Here is an 18,484-nt window from a genome sequence, read left to right on the forward strand (position 1 = left end):
TGGCTGGTCGCTGTCCCCTCCTTCCTCCTAGGGGGCGTCCTCCGCATTGTCCTCCCTTTCCTGGGAACGACAGACAGCAGTAAAGCCTCTCGTGCCCTGCGCCAGTCGTTGAGGTCAACGCTCACTGGTGGCTGGTCGCTGTCCCCTCCTTCCTCCTAGGGGGCGTCCTCCGCATTGTCCTCCCTTTCCTGGGAACGACAGACAGCAGTAAAGCCTCTCGTGCCCTGCGCCAGTCGTTGAGGTCAACGCTCACTGATGGCTGGTCGCTGGTGGCTGGCAACTGGTGGCTGTCCCCTCCTTGTTAACAGGTGGCTGTCCCCTCCTTGTTAACAGGCAGCCTCCGGTTTGCGGTCAACCTTGGCGATACGAGACGAGCCTGCTCCTCTCGCTGGCGGCTGACAGCAGAAAGCCTGTCTTCTCTTCGCGTTCTTCGCGGCTTTGCGGTTCACCCTCTCTGTCGACTGGCGACTGGAAGCTGGCCGCTACCCATTGCCATTGATATCTCGCATTTGAGAATCGTTATCGTTCCATTAACTTGGTCGGTCCTTTTCCAGATGCCCCTCCAAAGGAGGCCCGATCATGTCCCTCTCCCGTCCTCGGACGCTTGCGCTGTTGTGCGCGTTCGCTATCGCCCCGGCCCTGGCGCAGGAGGCGCCCCGGACGCAGGCAGACGACCATCACGGCACCATGCACGAGGTCGAGCTGCTGTCGCTGCCCCATACCCGGCTCCCGGTGGCGATCCTGGAGCTGCCCACTGAGCAGCGCGAGCGCATCCAGCGTGCGTTGTTGCAGGTCTATCCTGCGCGCATCATGCCTCGGATCGAGCAGGCCCAGTCGCTCGAACGACGGTTGCGCGCGGCGGTGCTCGAGCGTGGCGCGACGGTCGCGGAGCTGGCCCCCGAGCTCGACGAGCTGGCCCGGCTCGAGCGTGAGATCACCGAGCTGCGCATCGAGGCCCTGGGACGGCTGCGTGAGCTGACCAGCGCCGAGCAGTTCACCCGCCTGACCACGCCGGTAGCGGCGGAGGTCGCGCGATGAGCGATCCTCGTGTCCGTGGATCCCTGATGCTGGGGTTGGTCTGTGGCGCCGGGCTCGTCCCGGCGCTGGCCGATCCGGTCGTCGAGCTGGGGGCGATCAGTGTCACCGCCACCCGCTCTCAGACCTCGCTCGACCGGGTGCCGGCGGCGGTGCAGGTACTCGATCGCGACACCATCGAGCGGCACGACGCCAGTCGGCTCGGCGATGTGCTGCCGCTGGCCCAGGGTGTCCACCTGCAGCGCAGGGGGACCAACAAGACGGTCTCGATTCGCGGCTTCTCCAACGAGCAGACACTGATCCTGATCGACGGTCGACGGGTGGCCGCTGAGCCCTCGCAGCGCTACGAGCTCAGTCGTATCCCCTTGGCCGACGTCGAGCGCGTCGAGATCGTGCGCGGTCCGGGCAGCACCCTCTACGGCGCCGATGCGCTCGGCGGGGTGATCAACGTCATCACCCGCGACCCCACCGCGCCCCGGCTCGACTGGCGCGCCCGCTGCACCGGTTATGAACTCGACGACGGCTCGCGCTGCGAGGGCGATGTCTATGGCGTGATCACGCCGCTGCCCGGGCTCGGGGTGTCGCTCTCCGGGACGACGATCGATCAGGGCGAGGTCGCACTCGACGACGGCGAGACCCAGATCGAGCGCGAGCGCTTCAACCGCTTTGCGCTCGGCCTCGACTGGCGTCTCGCCCCGGACTGGCGACTGGTGGCCGATCTCGCCCATCTGCAGAGCGACAGCGCCTACAGCACCCTGGCCGGCAAGGGCGGGCTGCAGCGCACCGACGAGGACGATACCCGCACCGATCTCGCGCTCGCGCTCGAGTACGACGACGGCGAGCGCGACGGGCGGCTGCGCGTCTATCGCTCCGAACTCGACAAGGATCGCGAGCTCAGTGATGAGTCCAGCGGTCGGCTGATCGACTTCGACGAGGTCGAGATGGTGCGCACGGTGGTCGAGGGGCAGTTCGGCTGGCGTCCCTGGGACGACCACCATCTCACCCTCGGCGCCGAGTACCGCCAGGAGGCCTTCGAGGGCAACACCATCGACAGCGGCGAGGGGGTCTACGAGGTCGAGCGTGACGGCATCCTCACCCTCGGCTCGGAGTCGACCATCGACTACTCGGCCTTCTATCTGCAGGACCAGTGGCAGGTCTCGTCGCGCCTGGAGCTGGTGCTCGGCGGTCGCTACGACGCCTCCGACCAGTTCGACGACCGCGCCACCGGCAGCCTCGGCGCCGTCTACAGGCTGTTCGACGGTGGCGATCGCGGGCTGCGGCTGCGCGCCCAGCTCGGCCAGGGCTATCGGGTGCCGACGGTGCGCGATCTCTATGTCGATGTCACCAAGCCGAAGTTCACCCGGCTCGGCAATCCCGACCTGGAGCCCGAGCAGTCGACCAGCCTGGACCTCGGGATCGAGGGACACTGGGGCGCCTGGCAGGCGAGCCTGGGGGTCTTTCGCAACTGGGTCGACGACCTGATCGATGTGCGCACCATCGATCGGCGCGCCGACGGCAAGCCGATCTATCAGTACGCCAACATCGGCACGGCGCTGCTGCAGGGCGTCGAGACCGCGCTCGACTGGCGCCCGAGCGCCGATCTCGGGGTCGGGCTGCAGTACAGCTATCTCGATGCCAACGACACCGAGGCCGATACCCGCCTCCAGGACCGGCCGCGCCATCGTCTGGTCGCCACCCTCGACTACGACTATCGCCCCTGGGATCTGGGGGTGAGCCTGGTCGGCGACTACAGCCTCGGGGTGCTCGACTCGGTCTCCGGGCGCGAGAAGGGCACCGGGGTGTGGAACCTCGACCTGTCGCGTCCGCTGGTCGCCGGGCTCGACCTGCGCCTCGGCGTCGACAACCTGTTCGACGTGCGCGACGACGACCTGCTGTTGGTCGGGCGCGCCGTCTATCTCGGGGTCGAGGGGCGGTTCTGAGCCGCCGCCGCGCGTCCTGTGGTGCTCAGCGCTCCGGCTGCGTCGGCCCGTGCGGGCCGACGCAGCTCGAGTCGACCGCGCGGCGCGGCGCATCGCCGGTAGCGTGCCCCGGTGGATGGCTGCGACATGATTAGGTGAGTCCTGCTCTCGGGTATTGCGGTCATCGGCTCAATGGGTAATAATGATAACCGTTATCATCTAATTGTGAAGTCCGGCCATCCGCGCTGTCGCGCGTGCACCGGGCCTCGGGAGGTCTTCGCATGCGTCTTCACCTGTCACTCCTGCCGCCGATCGCCGTCATCGCCGCGCTGCTCTGCCTGATGCTGCTGCCCGAACACGGTGCCACCGGGGCGATGGCGCCGGGCGCCGAGGTCGTCGCGCAGGTGCGCCGATGAGCGCGGCGACGATGCTCGCCGACCCGGGTGACGCGGAGGCTGCGCCGGTGGCCTCCCGTCAGCTCGCCAACCTGGTCGGCGGCTGCTGGCGCATCCCCTGGTCGGGGGCCGCGTTCAGGGTCGGGCCGGTGCGGGTGGCGCGCTCCTCCGGGCTGGATGTGACCGCGGCGATCGCCGCCGCCGGGGTCGCCGCCCAGGTCTGGCAGGTCCGCGGCAGCGCCGCACGCGCGGCGCGGCTCGACCAGGTCGGGGGGCTGATCGATCGACGGCGCTTCGAGCAGGGCATCGCCGGCTGTCGCTCGGACTGTGAGCAGGCCGCCGCGGTCTGGTGCGAACCGAGTCGGCTGGTGCGTGCGGCCTGGCGCCAGGCGCTGGAGTCCGATCTGCGCGGCGAGCCGCGCGGCGGGGTGGCGATCGACGCCCGTGGCGTGCGCTGGCTGGCGGTGTCGGTGAGCGCCGACCCGTTGCCCGAGCTGGCGCGTGCGCTGCGCATCCTGCAGCGCGGCGAGACCCTGGTGGTGGCGCTGCTGTTCGACGACCGTCGCCCCCAGGGGGTCGCGGTCGCCGCGCTCTGGTGCGCGCTGGCGCGCTGTCTGCCGCCCGGGGTGTTGAACGTGCTCTGTGGTCTGGGGCTGGAGCTGGGGGTGGCGCTGGTCGAGGCCGATCGGCGCACCCGCTGCCCGGTGGGCCGTCAGCGTGCGCCGTTGGCGCGACGTCCGGGGGCCGCGCCGCCGGCGCTGGCGGCGCTGTCCTGACGCCCTCGCCGGGCGCGCTCAGCGCGCGCGCAGCAACCGCGAGGAGTTGGCGAGGATGCCGAGGGTGTGGGTGACGTGGATCAGCCCGCCCATCGCCGGGCTGAGGATGCCGGCGGCACCGAGCGCGATGCCGGCGACGTCGGTGCCGACGGCGAGATAGTAGTTCTGGTCGGCGACGCGCAGGGTCTGGCGGCTGAGCGCGCGCAGCTCGGCGAGGTTGCCCATGGCGCTGTCGGCCAGGGCGATGTCGGCGACCTCGATGGCCACCTCCGAGCCGCCGCTGCCCATGGCGATGCCGATGTCGGCCTCGGCCAGCGCCAGGGCGTCGTTGACCCCGTCGCCGACCATCACCACGGCGCCGTGCTCCGCGCGCAGCGCGCGCACCACCTCGGCCTTGTCCTCGGGCAGACGTCCGCCATGACAGCTGTCGAGCCCCAGCTCCTCGGCCAGGGCGGCGGCCACCCGCGGCTCGTCGCCGGAGATCAGCGCGATATGGCTGACGCCGTCGGCACGCAGTCGCGCCAGGGTCTCGTGGACCTCGGCGCGGAGCTGGTGACGGATGCCGATCACCCCCAGCGCCTTGCCGTCGAGGGCGACATAGACCGCGGTCAGGCCGGAGTCGATGAGCTGTTCGGCGGCGGCCTTGTAGCGGCGCAGCGAGACCTTGCCCGAGGCCATCATCCGCGCGTTGCCGACCAGCACCCGATGCTCGCCGATGCGGGCCTCCAGTCCGTGACCGAGCAGATGCTCGCTGATGCCGCAGGTGTCGGGCTCGATCCCCAGGGTCTCGGCGTGGCGGACGATGGCGTGGGCGAGCGCATGGGTGTTGTGGTGCTCGGCCGAGGCCGCCCAGTAGAGCAGGGCGTCCTCGTCGTCGCCGATCACGGTGGCGACCTCCGGGGTCTCGGTGGTGAGGGTGCCGGTCTTGTCGAAGCAGAGACAGGGCGCGGTGCCGACGCGCTCGAGATGGATGCCGCCCTTGATCAGCATCTGTCGCCGGGTGGCGCTGTGCAGCGCCGCGCTCACCGCGGTGGCGGCGGCGAGTACGGTCGAGCAGGGGCAGGACATCACCAGCATCACGGTGAGGGCGCGCTCGACGCTGCGGGTGAGTACCAGGGTGGCGAGGGTCGACAGGGTGCCGAGGCGCAGCAGCCGCGCGGCCAGCTCGTCGGCGCGCTGCTGCACCGGCGCCTTCTGATCGAGCGAGGCGTCGACCAGCGCGGCCATCCGCGCCAGATAGGTCGCCTCGCCGACACGTTCGGCGCGGATGCGGATGACGCCGCGCTCGACATAGCCGCCGGCGAAGACCGCGTCGCCGACCTGCTTGAACACCGGCTCCGAGCGCCCGCTGATGCTCGCCTCGTTGAGCTCGGCCTCGCCGTGCTCGATGACCCCGTCGATCGGGATCTTCTCGCCGGTGCGTACCACCACCCGGTCGCCCTCGCGTAGCTCGGCGACCGCGACCTGCAGCTCCTGACCGTCGACCCACACCCAGGCGTCCTTGACCGAGAGCGCGAGCATGCGGCGGATGGCGCGGCGCGAGCGGTTGGCGACGAAGCCCTCGAGCAGCTCGCCGCCGCGCAGCACCAGGATGATCTCGAAGGCGGTGAGCGCCTCGCCCATGAGGATGCCGAGTACCAGCGAGAAGGCGAGGAACTGATGGAGGCTGAAGCGGCGCTCGACGAAGGTCTCGTGCCAGGCGTCGCGCAGCAGCGGGATGGCCCCGGCCAGGGCGATCACCCCGGTGGGGCTGAGCGGGTTCTGGGCGACCGGGCGCTTGAGCAGGTGCTCGCGGATCAGCACGTAGCCGAGATAGCCGGCGAGCAGCACCAGCGAGAGGATCCGTCCCAGCGTCGGCGTCTGGTCTTGCGCGCCGCGTTGGCAGCTGCGACAGCGGCCGTCCGCGGGGTCGCAGGTCAGCCGGGTGGGGTCGATGGGGTGGGCGATGATCGCCTCGAGATGGGCGCGGATGGTCTCGGGGTCGAGCCGCGAGTGGCCGTAGCGCACCACCAGCGAGGCGCAGCCGGGGTTGCAGGTGGCCTGCTCGACGCCGGGCACCGCGCCCAGCTCGTGCTCGATCCAGTCGGCGAGCGGGCGGTTGCGGGCCAGCGCGGGGATGCGTAGCCGGATGCGTCCCGGGATCTGGTGACGGATCTGGATCATCGGCAACGACTCCCGCACCGGCCGTGGTGCATGACTGAGGATTTTTGTGAATGAGAATGGTTGCGCTTATCGCTGTGTAGTGCATTGCGATCGCGCAAGCGGCTCCTCACTGCCGTCTCAGGCGGCGCTCAGTGCGGGACGGATCTGCTCGATCCAGCGCGCCAGTCGGGCCTCGGTCAGCCCCGGCTGGTTGTCCTCGTCGAGCACCAGCCCACAGAACTGGCCGTCGCTGAGATCGGCCTTGGAGGCCTCGTAGTCGTAACCCTCGGTCGGCCAGTAACCGATCAGCCGGGCGCCGCGCGCCGCGAGTTCGGCGTGGAACATCCCCAGGGCGTCGACGAAGACATCCGGGTAGCCCAGCTGGTCGCCGAGGCCGAAGAGCGCCACCGGGCGGTCGTTGAAGTCGACCGCGTCGAGCTGGTCGAGAAAGCGTTCGAGCGCATAGGGGTAGTCGCCGTAGCCGACCGTGGGGGTGCCGAAGATCAGCGCGCGATGGCTGTCGATCAGTGCCGCGTCGCTCTCGTCGAACGGGTGCAGCGCCAGGGTGTCGGGAGAGAAGTGATGGTGCTGGATGCGCTGGGCGATGGTCTCGGTGGTGCCGGTGTCGGTGGCGAAGAAGAGTCCGATCTGCTGCATTGCAAGGGTCTCCATGACGGGGCGGTTGGTGTGCCGGTGGCGGTCGTGACGGCCACCGGCAGCGGGTCACAGCCCGAGGACCCAGGTCACCAGGGTGTCGATGTCGGCGTCGCTGACGTGCGCGTTCGGTGGCATCGGCATGTCGCCCCAGACGCCCACGCCCCCCTGCTTGACCTTGGCGACCAGCTTGGCCTTGGCATCCGCCTGAGCGCGATACTTGGCGGCGATGTCGCGGTAGGCCGGGCCGATGATCTTGCTGTCGACCTGATGGCAGACCAGGCAGCCGCTCTGCTGGGCCAGTTCCGGGCTGGCGTTGGCGAAGGGGGCGGCGAGCAGGAGCGAGAGGGCAAGACCGTGACGAAGGGATGGGGTCAGACTGCGCATGGTTGGATCCTTCGGGGAAGGGGTCGATGGGGTGGGCCCGGCCGTGCCGGCCTGTCCGTGGAGGTGGTCGGACTGGTCGGTGCCGGGCGCTGTTGCTCGGGGCGAGCATAGGTCGATCGTCTTTTTAATGCAAATGCTAAGTGTTCGCATTAGCTTTTGCGCAAGGCCAGGTCGCGCTCGCGCTCAACGCAGCGCGAAGTCGATGGGCACCTGGATCGTGAGCCGGTCGCGCGCGATCTCCGCCGGTGGGCGTGGCATCGGGTTGGCGCGCTGGAGCATCGCCTTGACCTCGGCGTCGAGCAACGGATGGCCGGAGCTGGAGACGATGCGGTGCGCGACCAGCCGTCCCTGACGGTCGATGGTGAAGGAGATCTCGACTCGCCCCTGCTGGCGCAGCCGTCGGGCCTGGCGCGGATAGCGTTTGTGACGATCGAGCCAGTGAGCGAGCTTGCCGTAGTAGTTGCCGCTGCGCACCGTGCCCGAGCCGCCGCCTCCTCCGCCGCTGCCCTGGCTGCTGCCCTTGGCGCTGCCCTGGCCGGAGCCGGTGCCGCCGGGGGCGCGATGCACCGGCTGCTCGGTGCGTGGTGGTTGCGGCCTCGCTTGGGGCTTGGGTTGCGGCTTGGGCGTGGGCTTGACCGGTTTCGGCTTGGGCTTGGGCGGCTCGGGTTCGAGTTCGCGCACCGGCACCAGCTCGGCTTGGGCGACCGGGGTCAACGGGGTCAGGGCCGGTGTGGCCGCCGGGATCGGTGCCGGCGCGGCCAGTGGCGCGGCGCTCGCCGGCTCGGCGGCGGGGCCGGGGAGCCCGCCGAGTGCGATCTCGTAGGGGATGACCGCCACGGGTTCGGGCTGGCTCGGGCGGGTCAGCGCCATCAGCAGCGACCCGTGCAGCAGCAGCGCCAGCGCCGCCGCCGCCAGCCAGTGTCGGGATCGGATCTCCATCAGCTCGCTTGCGTCGCCAGTAGGGTGATGTGTTCGATGCCGAGCTCGCGCAGCAGCGTCAGGGTCTCCTGGAGCTGGCGGGAGCTGAGTCGGGCATCGGCCTTGATGCGCAGCTCGCCGCTGGGCACGGCCTGGTGCCAGGCGGCGAGCCGTTGCTGCAGCGCGGCGGCGGCGAGCGCCGTGCCGTCGAGCGCGAGTGCACCGTCGGCGGCGATCAGCAGGGTGCGTTGCTCGGGCTGGGGCGCCAGCGCCTCCGGGGCCTCGGTCGAGTGCGGCGGCTCGATCTCGATCGGGTCGCTGGGGGCGATGCGCCCGGCGAGCATGAAGAAGATCAGCATCAGGAAGATGACGTTGATCAGCGGGATCAGCTGATCGTCGCCGCTGGGTCGCTGATGGCGATGAGCGAACTTCATTGCAGTCGCACCTCCGGGGCGCCGGCCGCGACCAGACGGTCGATGGTGGAGACGATGGTTTGCAGTTCGACCTCGGGGTCGGACTGGATCACCACGATCAGTTCGGGGTCGCGGTCGAGCGCCTCGACGACACGCCGTTCGAGTTGCGCCGGGGTGAGCGGTTCGCCGCCGAGATCGAGCCGGGCGTCGGCATGCAGTCGCACCAGCATCGCCGCGCGCGCCGCGCTCGGTGCTGTCGCGCCGACCTTGGCGCCGCGCGCGTCGAGCGCGAGCGCGCGCCACTGATCGAAGTGCGAGGCGAGCATGAAGAACAGCAGCAGGATGAACACCACGTCGATCAGCGGGGTCAGCGAAATCGGGTTGCGCCGAACGCGCCGGGCGAGGTCAAGACGCATACTCGACCCTGGGCGTGATCAGCGCTGCTGCTCCGGTCTCGGGGGCAGGGTCGACGGGCGCGCGTGCCGCTGTCTGCTCGGGGATCGCGGCCTCGTCCTCGGCGCCGGCGAGATCGCGGGTGAACACCCGGGTGACGGCATCCTCCATGCGATGACCGCAGCGCTCGACACGACGCTCCAGCCAGCTGTGCGCGATCACCACCGGAATCGCCAGGGTGAGGCCGGCGGCGGTGGTCAGCAGCGCCTGCCAGATGCCGCCGGAGAGGATCGAGGGGTCGACCTGAGCGCCGGCCTGCTCGAGCTGACGGAAGGCCTCGATCATGCCGAGCACGGTGCCGAGCAGGCCGAGCAGCGGGCTGAGCGCGGCGATGATCTCCAGCGCGCGCAGATGGCTGCGCAGCTGCTCGAGCTGGAGGCTGGCGACGCGGGCGATCTCCTCGCGCAGCAGCGTCAGGTCGAGCTTGGGATGGCGCAGCCCGACCAGCGCCAGATGGACCACCCGCGAGACCGGCTGCGGGCGCTCCTCGAGCTTGCGCAGCGCGCCGTGGACGTCGCGTTGGTGCCACAGCAGCAGCGCCTCGTCGACCGGGGCGCGGGCGTCGATGCGCAGCCGCGCGAACTGCCACAGCTTGACCAGGATGATGGCTGCGGCCACCACCGAGAGCACGGCGAGACTCGCCAGCACCGGACCGCCGACCTCGGTGAACACACTCAGCCGCTCCTGCGCCATTCCGATCAGCCCCGCCCAGGGCGAGGGGTCGACGAGGGCGGTGGGGTCGACGGCGGTCGCGGCGTCGGTGGCGGCCGTGGGCTCGATGTCCGGGGCGGGCGTCGTGGCGGCGGCCTCCAGGGATGCGTCCGGGGCCTCGGTGATCGGGGTCGGCTGCTCGGTGGCGGTGGTCGCGGGTGGGGTCATGGTATCCAGTCCTGCGCGCGTGGCGCTCACTTGAAGAGTTTCGTGGAGAGGCGCGAGCTGGGCTCGATGCGCTGGAGACAGTCGGTGAGCGTGCCCTCGGCGCTGGAGCAGGCACCGATGCCGTTGACGAGGATGCGTCCGATCTGCTCGCAGCGGGTGTCGGCCACCTCGAACAGCTTGACGCTGGTCTTGCCGGCGGCGAGGGGCGCGGCCTCGAGGGCGAGTCGCTGCTGGATCAGGCCCTGGTCGTCGAACAGCACCAGTTCGAGCTGCAGACTGGTGAGATCGACGGCGGTGCGGTTGCCGAAGACCAGGTAGGTCACGCAGGCGTCGGCGCGTTGCTCGAGCTTGTTGAGCTCGACCTCGAGACCGCCCTCCGGTGGCGTGGCGGCCTGGGCTGGGGCACAAAAAAGGGTAGTGACGAGCGCGAGCGCGCTCGGGATCCGGGAGCTCTGGGTCATGGTGTGGACTCGGGGTTAGCAATCCTTGCAATCAAGATGCGTTCTCATTATCACTATAAACCAGCCCGTTGGTAGGGGCAACGCACGGGCTTGCGGTGCCTTGGGGGACGTAGCAAGATGAGATGCAATCAGCGCACGCGGCCGAGGGAACTGCCGGTATGGATTGGAGGATCAGCGCGATCGCCGAGGAGGCGGTCGATGCACGAGGGATCGACGGGCAGCTTCGCGTGCGCCCACGTCCGGCATCGCTTCGATGCGCCCCCTGTTGTGTGCTTCCACCGCCGGCATTGCGCCGGGCGATCTGTCGAGCCGGATCCGCTGGCAGCCCTCGCGGCAGGTCCGCCGCGGTGGCGCGAGGGGCGGGGGGATCAGCGTCGGCGCACGGCGCGACCCGTCCACCACCAGTAGAGCGCGGCGAGCAGCCCGATCCAGGCCGCCGCGAGCCAGCCGATGGTGCCGTCGTAGTCGCCGGCGAGGAAGGCCAGGGACGCGCCCGGGTCGCCGTCGGTGAGCTGGCGCGTGACCTGGATCACCAGCACCCAGCCGGCATGCAGCCCGATGCACCAGCCGATGTGACCGCTGCGCTCGCGCACCAGGGCGAGGAACACCCCGACCATGAACAGCGCCACCATGGAGTCGAGGTGGTGCCACTGGAACAGGTCGATGAAGACGTGGCTGAACATGTACCACAGCCCGGCGGCATCGAGCGCCATCCCCGGCGGCAGTTCACCGGGCTTCATGAAGTGCAGCACCGCGTAGAGTCCGGCGCTCCACAGCACCGCCGAGCGCACCCCGCTGTCGCGACGGATGGCGGAATAGAGCGCGCCGCGGAAGAAGGCCTCCTCCAGCAGCCCGATCAGCAGACCGCCGATCAGCGCCTGCAGCGCCCGCGAGGCGAGCGCCGCCCAGCCCGGTGGGGTCGGGTCGGGGATGCGGATGCCGAGTCCGAGCAGTGCCAGCGCCAGCGCCAGCAGGATGGCGACGCCGAGCACCCAGCCCTGCCAGACGGTACGGCGCAACCGTGCCGCCGGGTGGTCGAGGCCGAGCGCCGCGCGCGTGTTCAGCCGCAGCGCGATCAGCAGCGGCCACAGCCCGAGCAGGATGAACACCTGCGCCAGCCGGCCCATCACCCGCTGGGTCTCGTAGTCGATCCAGCCGGTCTGCATCAGCGGGCCGGTGAGCAGCGCGGCGAGCGCGAGACAGACGAAGAGATAGAGGAAGAACAACGAGGTGGCACGCATGGTAGGCTTCGGTGGCTGAGGCGTCGGGCCATTGTCGGCAAAACCCGGTGCCTCCGCAAAGTCGTGCCGACCTCCCGAACGGATCCAACAGATGACCCCAGATCGACCCGCCACCCCCGAACTCGTGCTGGTGGCCGCGGTGGCCGACAACGACGTGATCGGTCGCGACAACGCGCTGCCCTGGCACCTGCCCGCGGATCTCGCCCACTTCAAGGCGCTCACCCTCGATCGTCCCATCGTCATGGGGCGGCGCACCTGGGAGTCGCTGCCCGGGCTGCTGCCGCGCCGCCGTCATCTGGTGCTCACACACGACCGCCACTATCGCGCCGAGGGCGCCGAGGTGGTGCACTCGCTCGATGCGGCGATCGCTGCCGCTGGCGCGGTCGAGCAGCTGATGATCGTCGGCGGCGCCCGGGTCTATGCCGAGGCGCTGGCGCGCGCCGGGCGCCTCCAGCTCACCCGGGTGCATGCCGAGGTCGCGGGCGATGCCCGCTTCCCGACGCTCGATCCTGCGCAGTGGCGCGAGGTGGCACGCCACGAGCGCCCGGCCGATGCGCGCAACCGTCATGCGATGAGCTTCGTCGAGCTGGAGCGGGTGGCCGACTAGTCGCCCTTGCCCGGGCGCAGATAGCCCCGGCAGTCGAGCTGGATCGGCGCCGAGGGGCCTTCCGGGTCGAGCCGCACCGCGGTCAGTGCGCCGCCCCACAGACAGCCGCTGTCGAGCGCCCAGGTGTTGTCGCCGGCGCGATAGCCGAGTGTCGACCAGTGGCCGAAGAGGATGCGGCTGGCGGCGCTGCGCCGGCCCGGCACCTGGAACCAGGGCAGCAGCCCGGGCGACTGGGCGCCGAGCGCGCCCTTCTCCTTGAGCGCCAGGGTACCGTCGGCGGCGCAGTAGCGCAGCCGGGTGAAGGCGTTGGTGATGAAACGCCAGCGCTCGGTACCGCTCAGGGTGCTCGACCAGCGCGCCGGTTGGTTGCCGTACATGGCGCGGAAGAAGTCGCGATGCCGGGGGCCGCGCAGCACCCCTTCGAGCTCGGCGGCGCAGTCCAGGGCCTCGGTCAGGTCCCACTGCGGCGCCAGCCCGGCGTGGACCATGGCGTAGCCGAGCGCGGCGTCGTGATGGAGCAGCGGGCGGTGGCGCAGCCAGTCGAGCAGGGCGTCGCGATCGGGGGCGTCGAGCACCGCGCCCAGGGTGCTCTTGCCGGCGTGCTTGCGGTTGCCGGCGGCGAGTGCGAGCAGGTGCAGATCGTGGTTGCCGAGCACCACGACCGCGCGCTCGCCGAGCCCGCGCACGAAGCGCAGCACCGCGAGCGAGTCCGGTCCGCGGTTGACCAGGTCGCCGGCGAACCACAGCCGGTCGTGCGCCGGGTCGAACGCCAGGCGCTCGAGCAGCGCCATCAATTCGCTGTGGCAGCCCTGGACGTCGCCGATGGCATAGGTGGCCATGGGCGATCAGTGCAGGGTGGTGATCGAGGCCAGCGAGAAGGCCGGGATGGTGGCCTCGAAGCGGGTGCCGGCGGCGTCGATCATGCCGTAGCTGCCGTGCATGCTGCCGAGCGGGGTGGGGAGTACGGTGCCGCTGGTGTACTCGTAGCGCTCGCCGGGTTCGAGTCGCGGCTGTTCGCCGACCACGCCCTGGCCGCGGACCTCCTGCGCGTTGCCGTCGGCATCGGTGATGATCCAGTGCCGGTCGAGCAGTTGTGCCGCCTCGTCACCGAGGTTCTCGATGACGATGGTATAGGCGAACACATAGTGCCCTTCATCGGGCGATGAGCGCTCGGGCAGATAACGGCTGTTGGCGGAGATTTTGATTGCGGGTTCGGACACTGGGATCTCCCTAGCAGACAAGCCTGTCTTGGGTACGTGATAATAGTTGCACGGGCGCACGGAGCAATCCGGATCGATTTGGGTTGCCGATTACCATTCCAATAATTTCATGATCTTCTAAACTTTTACTCACAGTTTACTGGAAATGATCCCCGGTATGTCCCTCAACGCCAAACGCCGTCGCCGGAAGCCCGATCTGTTCTCGATCCTCCTGGTCGCCGTCACCATCGGGATGTCCGTGACGCTCGCGTATCAGGTCAATCTCTATCACGGCTCGGGTGAGTTGCCGCTCGCCAAGCAGACGCCGCCAGCCGACAGTGTCGGCGGTTGACCGGGGCCTCCCGCGGGACGCCCCGGTGAACCGGCCACCCGACCCCTTCCAGTCAGGTCTCGTTCGATGTCCTCTTCCTCCCAATCCAGACTCCGCGTCGCCGTCATCGGCGTCGGTTATCTCGGGCGCTTCCATGCCCTGATCTACTCCCGTCACCCCGAGGTCGACTTGGTCGGCGTGGTCGATGCCGACCCGGCGCGCGCGCGCGCCATCGCCGATGAGGCCGGCTGCGCCGTGTTCGCCGACGCCGCGGCGCTGATCGCGCACGGGGTCGACGCGGTCAGCGTGGTGGTGCCGACCACCGCGCACCTCGAGGCGGCCGCCCCCTTCCTCTCGCGCGGTATCCACGTACTGCTGGAGAAGCCGATCGCCACCACCGCCGAGGAGGGGCGCGAGCTGGTGCGCCTGGCCGAGCAGAACGGCGCGACCCTGCAGATCGGTCATGTCGAGCGTTTCAACGCCGGGGTGATGGCGCTCGCCCAGCGTATCGAGGCGCCGCGCTATATCGAGGCGCAGCGCATGGGCGGGTTCGTCGAGCGCGCCACCGATGTCGACGTGGTCTCCGATCTGATGATCCACGACATCGACATCATCCTCTCGCTGATCGGCGCCGAGATCAGCCACATCTCGGCGGTCGGCACCTCGGTGCTCACCGAGCACGTCGACATCGCCAACGCCCGGCTCGAGTTCACCAACGGCGCGGTGGCCAACGTCGTCGCCAGCCGCGTCTCGGAGCGCACCACGCGCCGCATCCGGGTGTTCCAGCCGCGTCGCTATCTCGCCCTCGACTTCATCGCCCAGACCATCGACATCGCCGCGCCGCACCAGGTCGAGGGCGAGCCGCGTCCGCGCATCGAGCGCGAGCGGGTGCAGGTCGAGGCGGTCAAGCCGCTCGACTGCGAGATCGCCGCCTTCGTCGAGACGGTGCGTGGCGGTGGCGCGCCGCTGGTCGACGGGCGCACCGGACTCAAGGCGCTCGAGGTCGCGCTCGAGGTGCGCGCCCGCATCGGCGCCTGAGCCGCGCCTCCCGGCGGTTCGGGTCGACCTCCAGCGGCAGCGCGACCAGCCTCCGCTAAGGAAGGCTGTAAGCCCGGGCGCGACGGTCGATGGGCACGCGGCCCCGGTGGCGTCCGCCACCGGGGCCGCTCTGCGTTGGTTTCGAGTCATGCGCCGCGGCGTGGTTCCGTGACGAGCCTCAGCCGGGGTTGGCGTGCACCTGCTCGGCCATCCGCTGCGCCAGCGCCAGCGCCTGTTCGAGACTGCCGAGATCGGCACGATCGGTACCGGCGAGATCGAGCGCGGTACCGTGATCGACCGAGGTGCGGATGATCGGCAACCCCAGGGTGACATTGACCGCGCGTCCGAAGCCGAGGTGCTTGAGCACCGGCAGCCCTTGGTCGTGATACATCGCCACCACCGCGTCGCTCGCGGCGATGCGCTCGGGGACGAAGGCGGTGTCGGCCGGCAGCGGGCCGATCAGCTCCATCCCCGAGTCGCGCAGTCGCGCCAGCGCCGGCTCGATCACCTCGATCTCCTCGCGTCCCAGATAGCCGCCCTCGCCGGCGTGCGGGTTGAGTCCGCACACCAGGATGCGGGGTCGGGCGATGCCGAAACGCTCGCGCAGGTCGCGCCCGAGCAGTTCCAGGGTCAGCTCGACGCGCTCGCGGGTGATCGCCGCCGGGACCGCGGCGAGCGGCAGATGGGTGGTGACCAGCGCCACCCGCAGCTCGTCGGTGGCGAGCATCATCACCGGGTGGGCGCGGCAGCGCTCGGCGAGGAACTCGGTGTGCCCGGTGAAGGGGAGGCCGGCGTCGTTGATCACCCCCTTGTGCACCGGGCCGGTGACCAGGGCGTCGAAGCCGCCGTCGCGACAGCCGTCGCAGGCCCAGGCGAGGGTCTCGAGCACATAGTCGGCGTTGGTCGGGTCGAGCTGGCCGGGGGTGACCGGGGCGCGCAGCGTCACCGGCATCACCCGGATGGCGCCCGCCGGGGTCGGCGTCGGCGGTTGGTCGGGCTCAAAGGGCAGGGTCTCGAGTTCGAGCCCGATGGCGCGGGCGCGGGCGCGCAACAGGTGCGGGTCGGCGATCGCCACCAGCTCGGCGGATTGTGGGACCTGGGCGAGCCGGGCCACCAGGTCGGGGCCGATCCCTGCCGGTTCGCCGGGGGTGATCGCCAGTCGTCGCGGTGCTTGCATGCTGTCTTCGGGGCCTCTCTGGCTGAGGATGGAATGGCCGCCCATCGCCTGGCGGCGCTGCCTGCGAAGCAGTGTAACGCCGATGCTTGCGTGATCGGCATGATGTGGTGAGTGCTGATGCGCCCTGAACGGGCTGTCGGACGACGACCGGGTAATGACGGAGGGATGACGGTTCAATCGCTTTTCGGTGCATTATCTGCTATAACCGGCGCGGTTTTACACCCCCCAACGACCGATGGACTGAGGAGTTCAGATGTCAGCTAATGCGTTGATTCCTTTATTGTTCGGGGCGGGTGGCCTATGGGTTGCCTACTCCATCTACAAGCTGGTCCTGCAGTATCCCGAGGGCGAAGACAAGATCAAGAAGATCGCCGATGAGATCCATCTCGGCGCCATGGTCTTCATGCGTCGCGAGCTGGTCATGCTCGCCGTCTTCTGTGCCGTGGTATTGGTGCTGCTCTATTTCTTCCTTGGCTGGAAGACCGCGCTGGCCTTCGTGATCGGTGCCGGCGCCTCGGCCGCAGCCGGGTATCTCGGCATGTTCTCGGCCACCAAGTCGAACGTGCGTACCACCGCCGCGGCCCACAAGGATGGCGCAGCCTCTGCATTGACCGTCGCCTTCTTCGGTGGTTCCGTGATGGGGCTGCTGGTCGCCTCGCTCGGTCTGCTCGGTCTGGGCTTCCTCTATCTGCTCTTCGGTGGTGATCCGGAGAGCTCGCACGCCATCCACGGCTTCGGTGTCGGTGCCTCCTCGGTGGCGCTCTTCTATCGTGTCGGTGGCGGCATCTTCACCAAGAGCGCCGACGTCGGCGCCGATCTGGTCGGCAAGGTCGAGGCCGGCATCCCCGAGGACGATCCGCGCAACCCTGGCGTGATCGCCGATAACGTCGGCGACAACGTCGGCGACGTCGCCGGCATGGGCTCGGACATCTTCGAGTCCTACTGTGGCGCGCAGATCGCCACCATCGCCATCGCCGCGACCCTGACCGCGGCCTCGCTCGACGTGCTGGGCGATCAGTCCTCGCTGATGTTCCTGCCGCTGGCGCTGGCCTCGGTCGGTCTGCTGTGCTCGATCGCCGGTATCTTCCTGGTCAAGCAGGTCTCGGCGAAGCAGCCGGCCACCGCGCTGCGCATCGGCACCACCGCCTCGAGCCTGCTGTTCATGGCCGCCTCCTTCCTGCTGGTGATGATGATGGATGTCTCCAACGGCATCTGGTGGTCGGTGCTCGCCGGTGCCGCCGGTGGCATGGTGATCGGTCTGGTCACCGAGTACTACACCTCGTCCACGCCGGTGCGTCGTATCGCCGAGTCCGGTGAGACCGGTACCGCCACGGTGATGATCTCGGGGCTGGCCGTGGGCATGCAGTCGGTGGTCATCCCGGTGCTGACCATTGCGCTGATCATCTTCGTCTCCAGCCACCTCGCCGGTCTCTACGGCGTCGGCATCGCCGCCGTGGGCATGCTCGCCACCGTCGGTATCACCATGGCGATCGACGCCTATGGTCCGGTCGCCGACAACGCCGGCGGCATCGCCGAGATGGGCGGCCTGGGCGCCGAGACCCGTGGCATCACCGACTCGCTCGACGAGCTCGGCAATACCACCGCGGCCATCGGCAAGGGCTTCGCCATCGGTGCTGCGGCACTCGCGGCGCTGACCATCATCGCCGCCTATATCGCCACGCTGCACCATCACCTGCCCGACTTCGAGCTCAGCCTCGGTGATCCCACCGTGCTGATGGGCATGCTGATCGGCGGTGCGGTGCCCTTCCTGATCGCCTCGATCACCATGACCGCCGTCGGTGACGCGGCCTTCGAGATGATCAACGAGATCCGTCGCCAGTTCCGCGAGATCCCCGGCCTGCTCCAGGGCGAGGCCCAGCCCGATACCGCGCGCTGTGTCGACATCGCCACCACCGCGGCGCTGAAGAAGATGATCCTCCCCGGGGTGATCGCCGTGGCCGCGCCCGCGCTGGTCGGTTTCGGCATCGGTCCCGAGGCGCTCGGCGGCATGCTCGGCGGCGCCCTGCTCAGCGGCGTGCTGCTGGCGCTGACCATGGCCAACTCCGGTGGTGCCTGGGATAACGCCAAGAAGTATGTCGAGAAGGGGAACCTCGGCGGCAAGGGTTCGACCGTGCACGCGGCCACCGTGGTCGGTGACACCGTCGGCGACCCCTTCAAGGACACCTCGGGTCCGTCGATGAACATCCTCATCAACGTGATGGCGATCGTCAGCCTGACCATCGCGCCGCTGCTCGGTTGATCGGCTGATCTCTGCGGGGCCCTCTGGTCCCGCGGGCGGCAGGGATGCCGCGATGCGCGTACCAACGCCCCCGCTCCGTCGGGGGCGTTGGCGTTTTGGACGATGGTTGAGTATCGATATTTTTAGATGGGTCGTATCGGGATTATCACTTTGCATAGATGATCCCCGGCGTTTCTCATAGCGGCGACGCAATCAGCCG

Annotated in this window: 20 protein-coding genes; 8 read left to right on the top strand and 12 right to left on the bottom strand. The window is 69.4% G+C overall.

Annotated elements, in window-relative coordinates; all coding sequences use genetic code 11:
* Positions 1–579: 579 nt before the first annotated feature.
* The 4 genes from EBL84_RS15055 to EBL84_RS15065 all read left to right on the top strand — a co-directional run bounded on the left by EBL84_RS15055 (position 580) and on the right by EBL84_RS15065 (position 4,125).
* On the top strand, positions 580–1,038 hold the full coding sequence (locus EBL84_RS15055; protein ID WP_148040312.1) for a hypothetical protein: 459 nt from the start codon (positions 580–582) through the stop codon (positions 1,036–1,038).
* Positions 1,035–2,975 carry a TonB-dependent siderophore receptor gene (locus EBL84_RS15060; protein WP_123141565.1) on the top strand — a complete coding sequence of 647 codons (1,941 nt, stop codon included), beginning with the start codon at positions 1,035–1,037 and terminating at the stop codon, positions 2,973–2,975. The genes EBL84_RS15055 and EBL84_RS15060 overlap by 4 nt, the downstream gene beginning before the upstream one ends.
* Before the next feature lie 260 nt (positions 2,976–3,235).
* A complete protein-coding gene (locus EBL84_RS17495; RefSeq protein WP_255419403.1) occupies positions 3,236–3,370 on the top strand; it encodes a hypothetical protein in 135 nt (44 codons plus the stop codon).
* Positions 3,367–4,125, top strand: a complete 759-nt coding sequence (locus tag EBL84_RS15065; protein WP_123141566.1) for a hypothetical protein — start codon at positions 3,367–3,369, stop codon at positions 4,123–4,125. Before EBL84_RS17495 ends, EBL84_RS15065 begins: the two co-directional genes overlap by 4 nt.
* An 18-nt stretch (positions 4,126–4,143) precedes the next feature.
* On the opposite strand, the gene EBL84_RS15070 is transcribed toward EBL84_RS15065, so the two are convergent.
* The 9 genes from EBL84_RS15070 to EBL84_RS15115 form a co-directional block, all read right to left on the bottom strand.
* On the bottom strand, positions 4,144–6,288 hold the full coding sequence (locus EBL84_RS15070; protein ID WP_123141567.1) for a cation-translocating P-type ATPase: 2,145 nt from the start codon (positions 6,286–6,288) through the stop codon (positions 4,144–4,146).
* Between the two features lie 117 nt (positions 6,289–6,405).
* The gene (locus EBL84_RS15075) at positions 6,406–6,924 is read right to left on the bottom strand and encodes a flavodoxin (RefSeq protein ID WP_123141568.1); all 519 of its coding nucleotides are present in this window, start codon (positions 6,922–6,924) and stop codon (positions 6,406–6,408) included.
* Between the two features lie 66 nt (positions 6,925–6,990).
* A complete protein-coding gene (locus EBL84_RS15080; RefSeq protein ID WP_123141569.1) occupies positions 6,991–7,308 on the bottom strand; it encodes a c-type cytochrome in 318 nt (105 codons plus the stop codon).
* 183 nt (positions 7,309–7,491) lie between these two features.
* Positions 7,492–8,247: an energy transducer TonB gene (locus EBL84_RS15085; protein WP_123141570.1), complete on the bottom strand. Its 756-nt coding sequence runs from the start codon at positions 8,245–8,247 to the stop codon at positions 7,492–7,494.
* Positions 8,247–8,660, bottom strand: a complete 414-nt coding sequence (locus EBL84_RS15090; RefSeq protein ID WP_123141571.1) for a biopolymer transporter ExbD — start codon at positions 8,658–8,660, stop codon at positions 8,247–8,249. The genes EBL84_RS15085 and EBL84_RS15090 overlap by 1 nt, the downstream gene beginning before the upstream one ends.
* Positions 8,657–9,055, bottom strand: a complete 399-nt coding sequence (locus tag EBL84_RS15095) for a biopolymer transporter ExbD (protein ID WP_123141572.1) — start codon at positions 9,053–9,055, stop codon at positions 8,657–8,659. The genes EBL84_RS15090 and EBL84_RS15095 overlap by 4 nt, the downstream gene beginning before the upstream one ends.
* Positions 9,045–9,785 carry a MotA/TolQ/ExbB proton channel family protein gene (locus EBL84_RS15100; RefSeq protein ID WP_123141589.1) on the bottom strand — a complete coding sequence of 247 codons (741 nt, stop codon included), beginning with the start codon at positions 9,783–9,785 and terminating at the stop codon, positions 9,045–9,047. Before EBL84_RS15100 ends, EBL84_RS15095 begins: the two co-directional genes overlap by 11 nt.
* Before the next feature lie 212 nt (positions 9,786–9,997).
* Positions 9,998–10,432 carry a Tat pathway signal sequence domain protein gene (locus EBL84_RS15110; RefSeq protein WP_123141573.1) on the bottom strand — a complete coding sequence of 145 codons (435 nt, stop codon included), beginning with the start codon at positions 10,430–10,432 and terminating at the stop codon, positions 9,998–10,000.
* 368 nt (positions 10,433–10,800) lie between these two features.
* On the bottom strand, positions 10,801–11,673 hold the full coding sequence (locus EBL84_RS15115; RefSeq protein ID WP_123141574.1) for a CPBP family intramembrane glutamic endopeptidase: 873 nt from the start codon (positions 11,671–11,673) through the stop codon (positions 10,801–10,803).
* 91 nt (positions 11,674–11,764) lie between these two features.
* Here EBL84_RS15115 and EBL84_RS15120 point away from each other — a divergent pair, with 91 nt between their 5' ends.
* Positions 11,765–12,280 (top strand): dihydrofolate reductase, encoded by a 516-nt coding sequence (locus EBL84_RS15120; protein WP_123141575.1) that lies wholly within the window; start codon positions 11,765–11,767, stop codon positions 12,278–12,280.
* Here EBL84_RS15120 and EBL84_RS15125 read toward each other — a convergent pair.
* The gene (locus EBL84_RS15125; protein ID WP_123141576.1) at positions 12,277–13,119 is read right to left on the bottom strand and encodes a symmetrical bis(5'-nucleosyl)-tetraphosphatase; all 843 of its coding nucleotides are present in this window, start codon (positions 13,117–13,119) and stop codon (positions 12,277–12,279) included. The genes EBL84_RS15120 and EBL84_RS15125 overlap by 4 nt on opposite strands.
* Positions 13,120–13,125: 6 nt before the next feature.
* Entirely contained in the window at positions 13,126–13,500 is a 375-nt protein-coding gene (gene apaG, locus EBL84_RS15130; protein ID WP_062272940.1) for a Co2+/Mg2+ efflux protein ApaG, read from the bottom strand.
* A 157-nt stretch (positions 13,501–13,657) separates the two neighbouring features.
* Here apaG and EBL84_RS17130 point away from each other — a divergent pair, with 157 nt between their 5' ends.
* The gene (locus EBL84_RS17130) at positions 13,658–13,831 is read left to right on the top strand and encodes a hypothetical protein (protein WP_165913414.1); all 174 of its coding nucleotides are present in this window, start codon (positions 13,658–13,660) and stop codon (positions 13,829–13,831) included.
* Positions 13,832–13,897: 66 nt separating this feature from the next.
* Entirely contained in the window at positions 13,898–14,848 is a 951-nt protein-coding gene (locus tag EBL84_RS15135; RefSeq protein WP_123141577.1) for a Gfo/Idh/MocA family protein, read from the top strand.
* Between the two features lie 178 nt (positions 14,849–15,026).
* Here the strand turns inward: EBL84_RS15135 and pdxA are convergent, their stop codons facing one another.
* A complete protein-coding gene (gene pdxA / locus EBL84_RS15140; RefSeq protein WP_165913415.1) occupies positions 15,027–16,025 on the bottom strand; it encodes a 4-hydroxythreonine-4-phosphate dehydrogenase PdxA in 999 nt (332 codons plus the stop codon).
* A 253-nt stretch (positions 16,026–16,278) separates the two neighbouring features.
* Between pdxA and EBL84_RS15145 the strand changes: the two genes are divergently transcribed.
* Positions 16,279–18,285: a sodium-translocating pyrophosphatase gene (locus EBL84_RS15145; protein ID WP_123141579.1), complete on the top strand. Its 2,007-nt coding sequence runs from the start codon at positions 16,279–16,281 to the stop codon at positions 18,283–18,285.
* Positions 18,286–18,484: the final 199 nt, after the last annotated feature.

Origin of the sequence: Marichromatium sp. AB31 (assembly GCF_003718685.1) — a bacterium.
Classification (GTDB): Bacteria; Pseudomonadota; Gammaproteobacteria; order Chromatiales; family Chromatiaceae; genus Marichromatium; species Marichromatium gracile.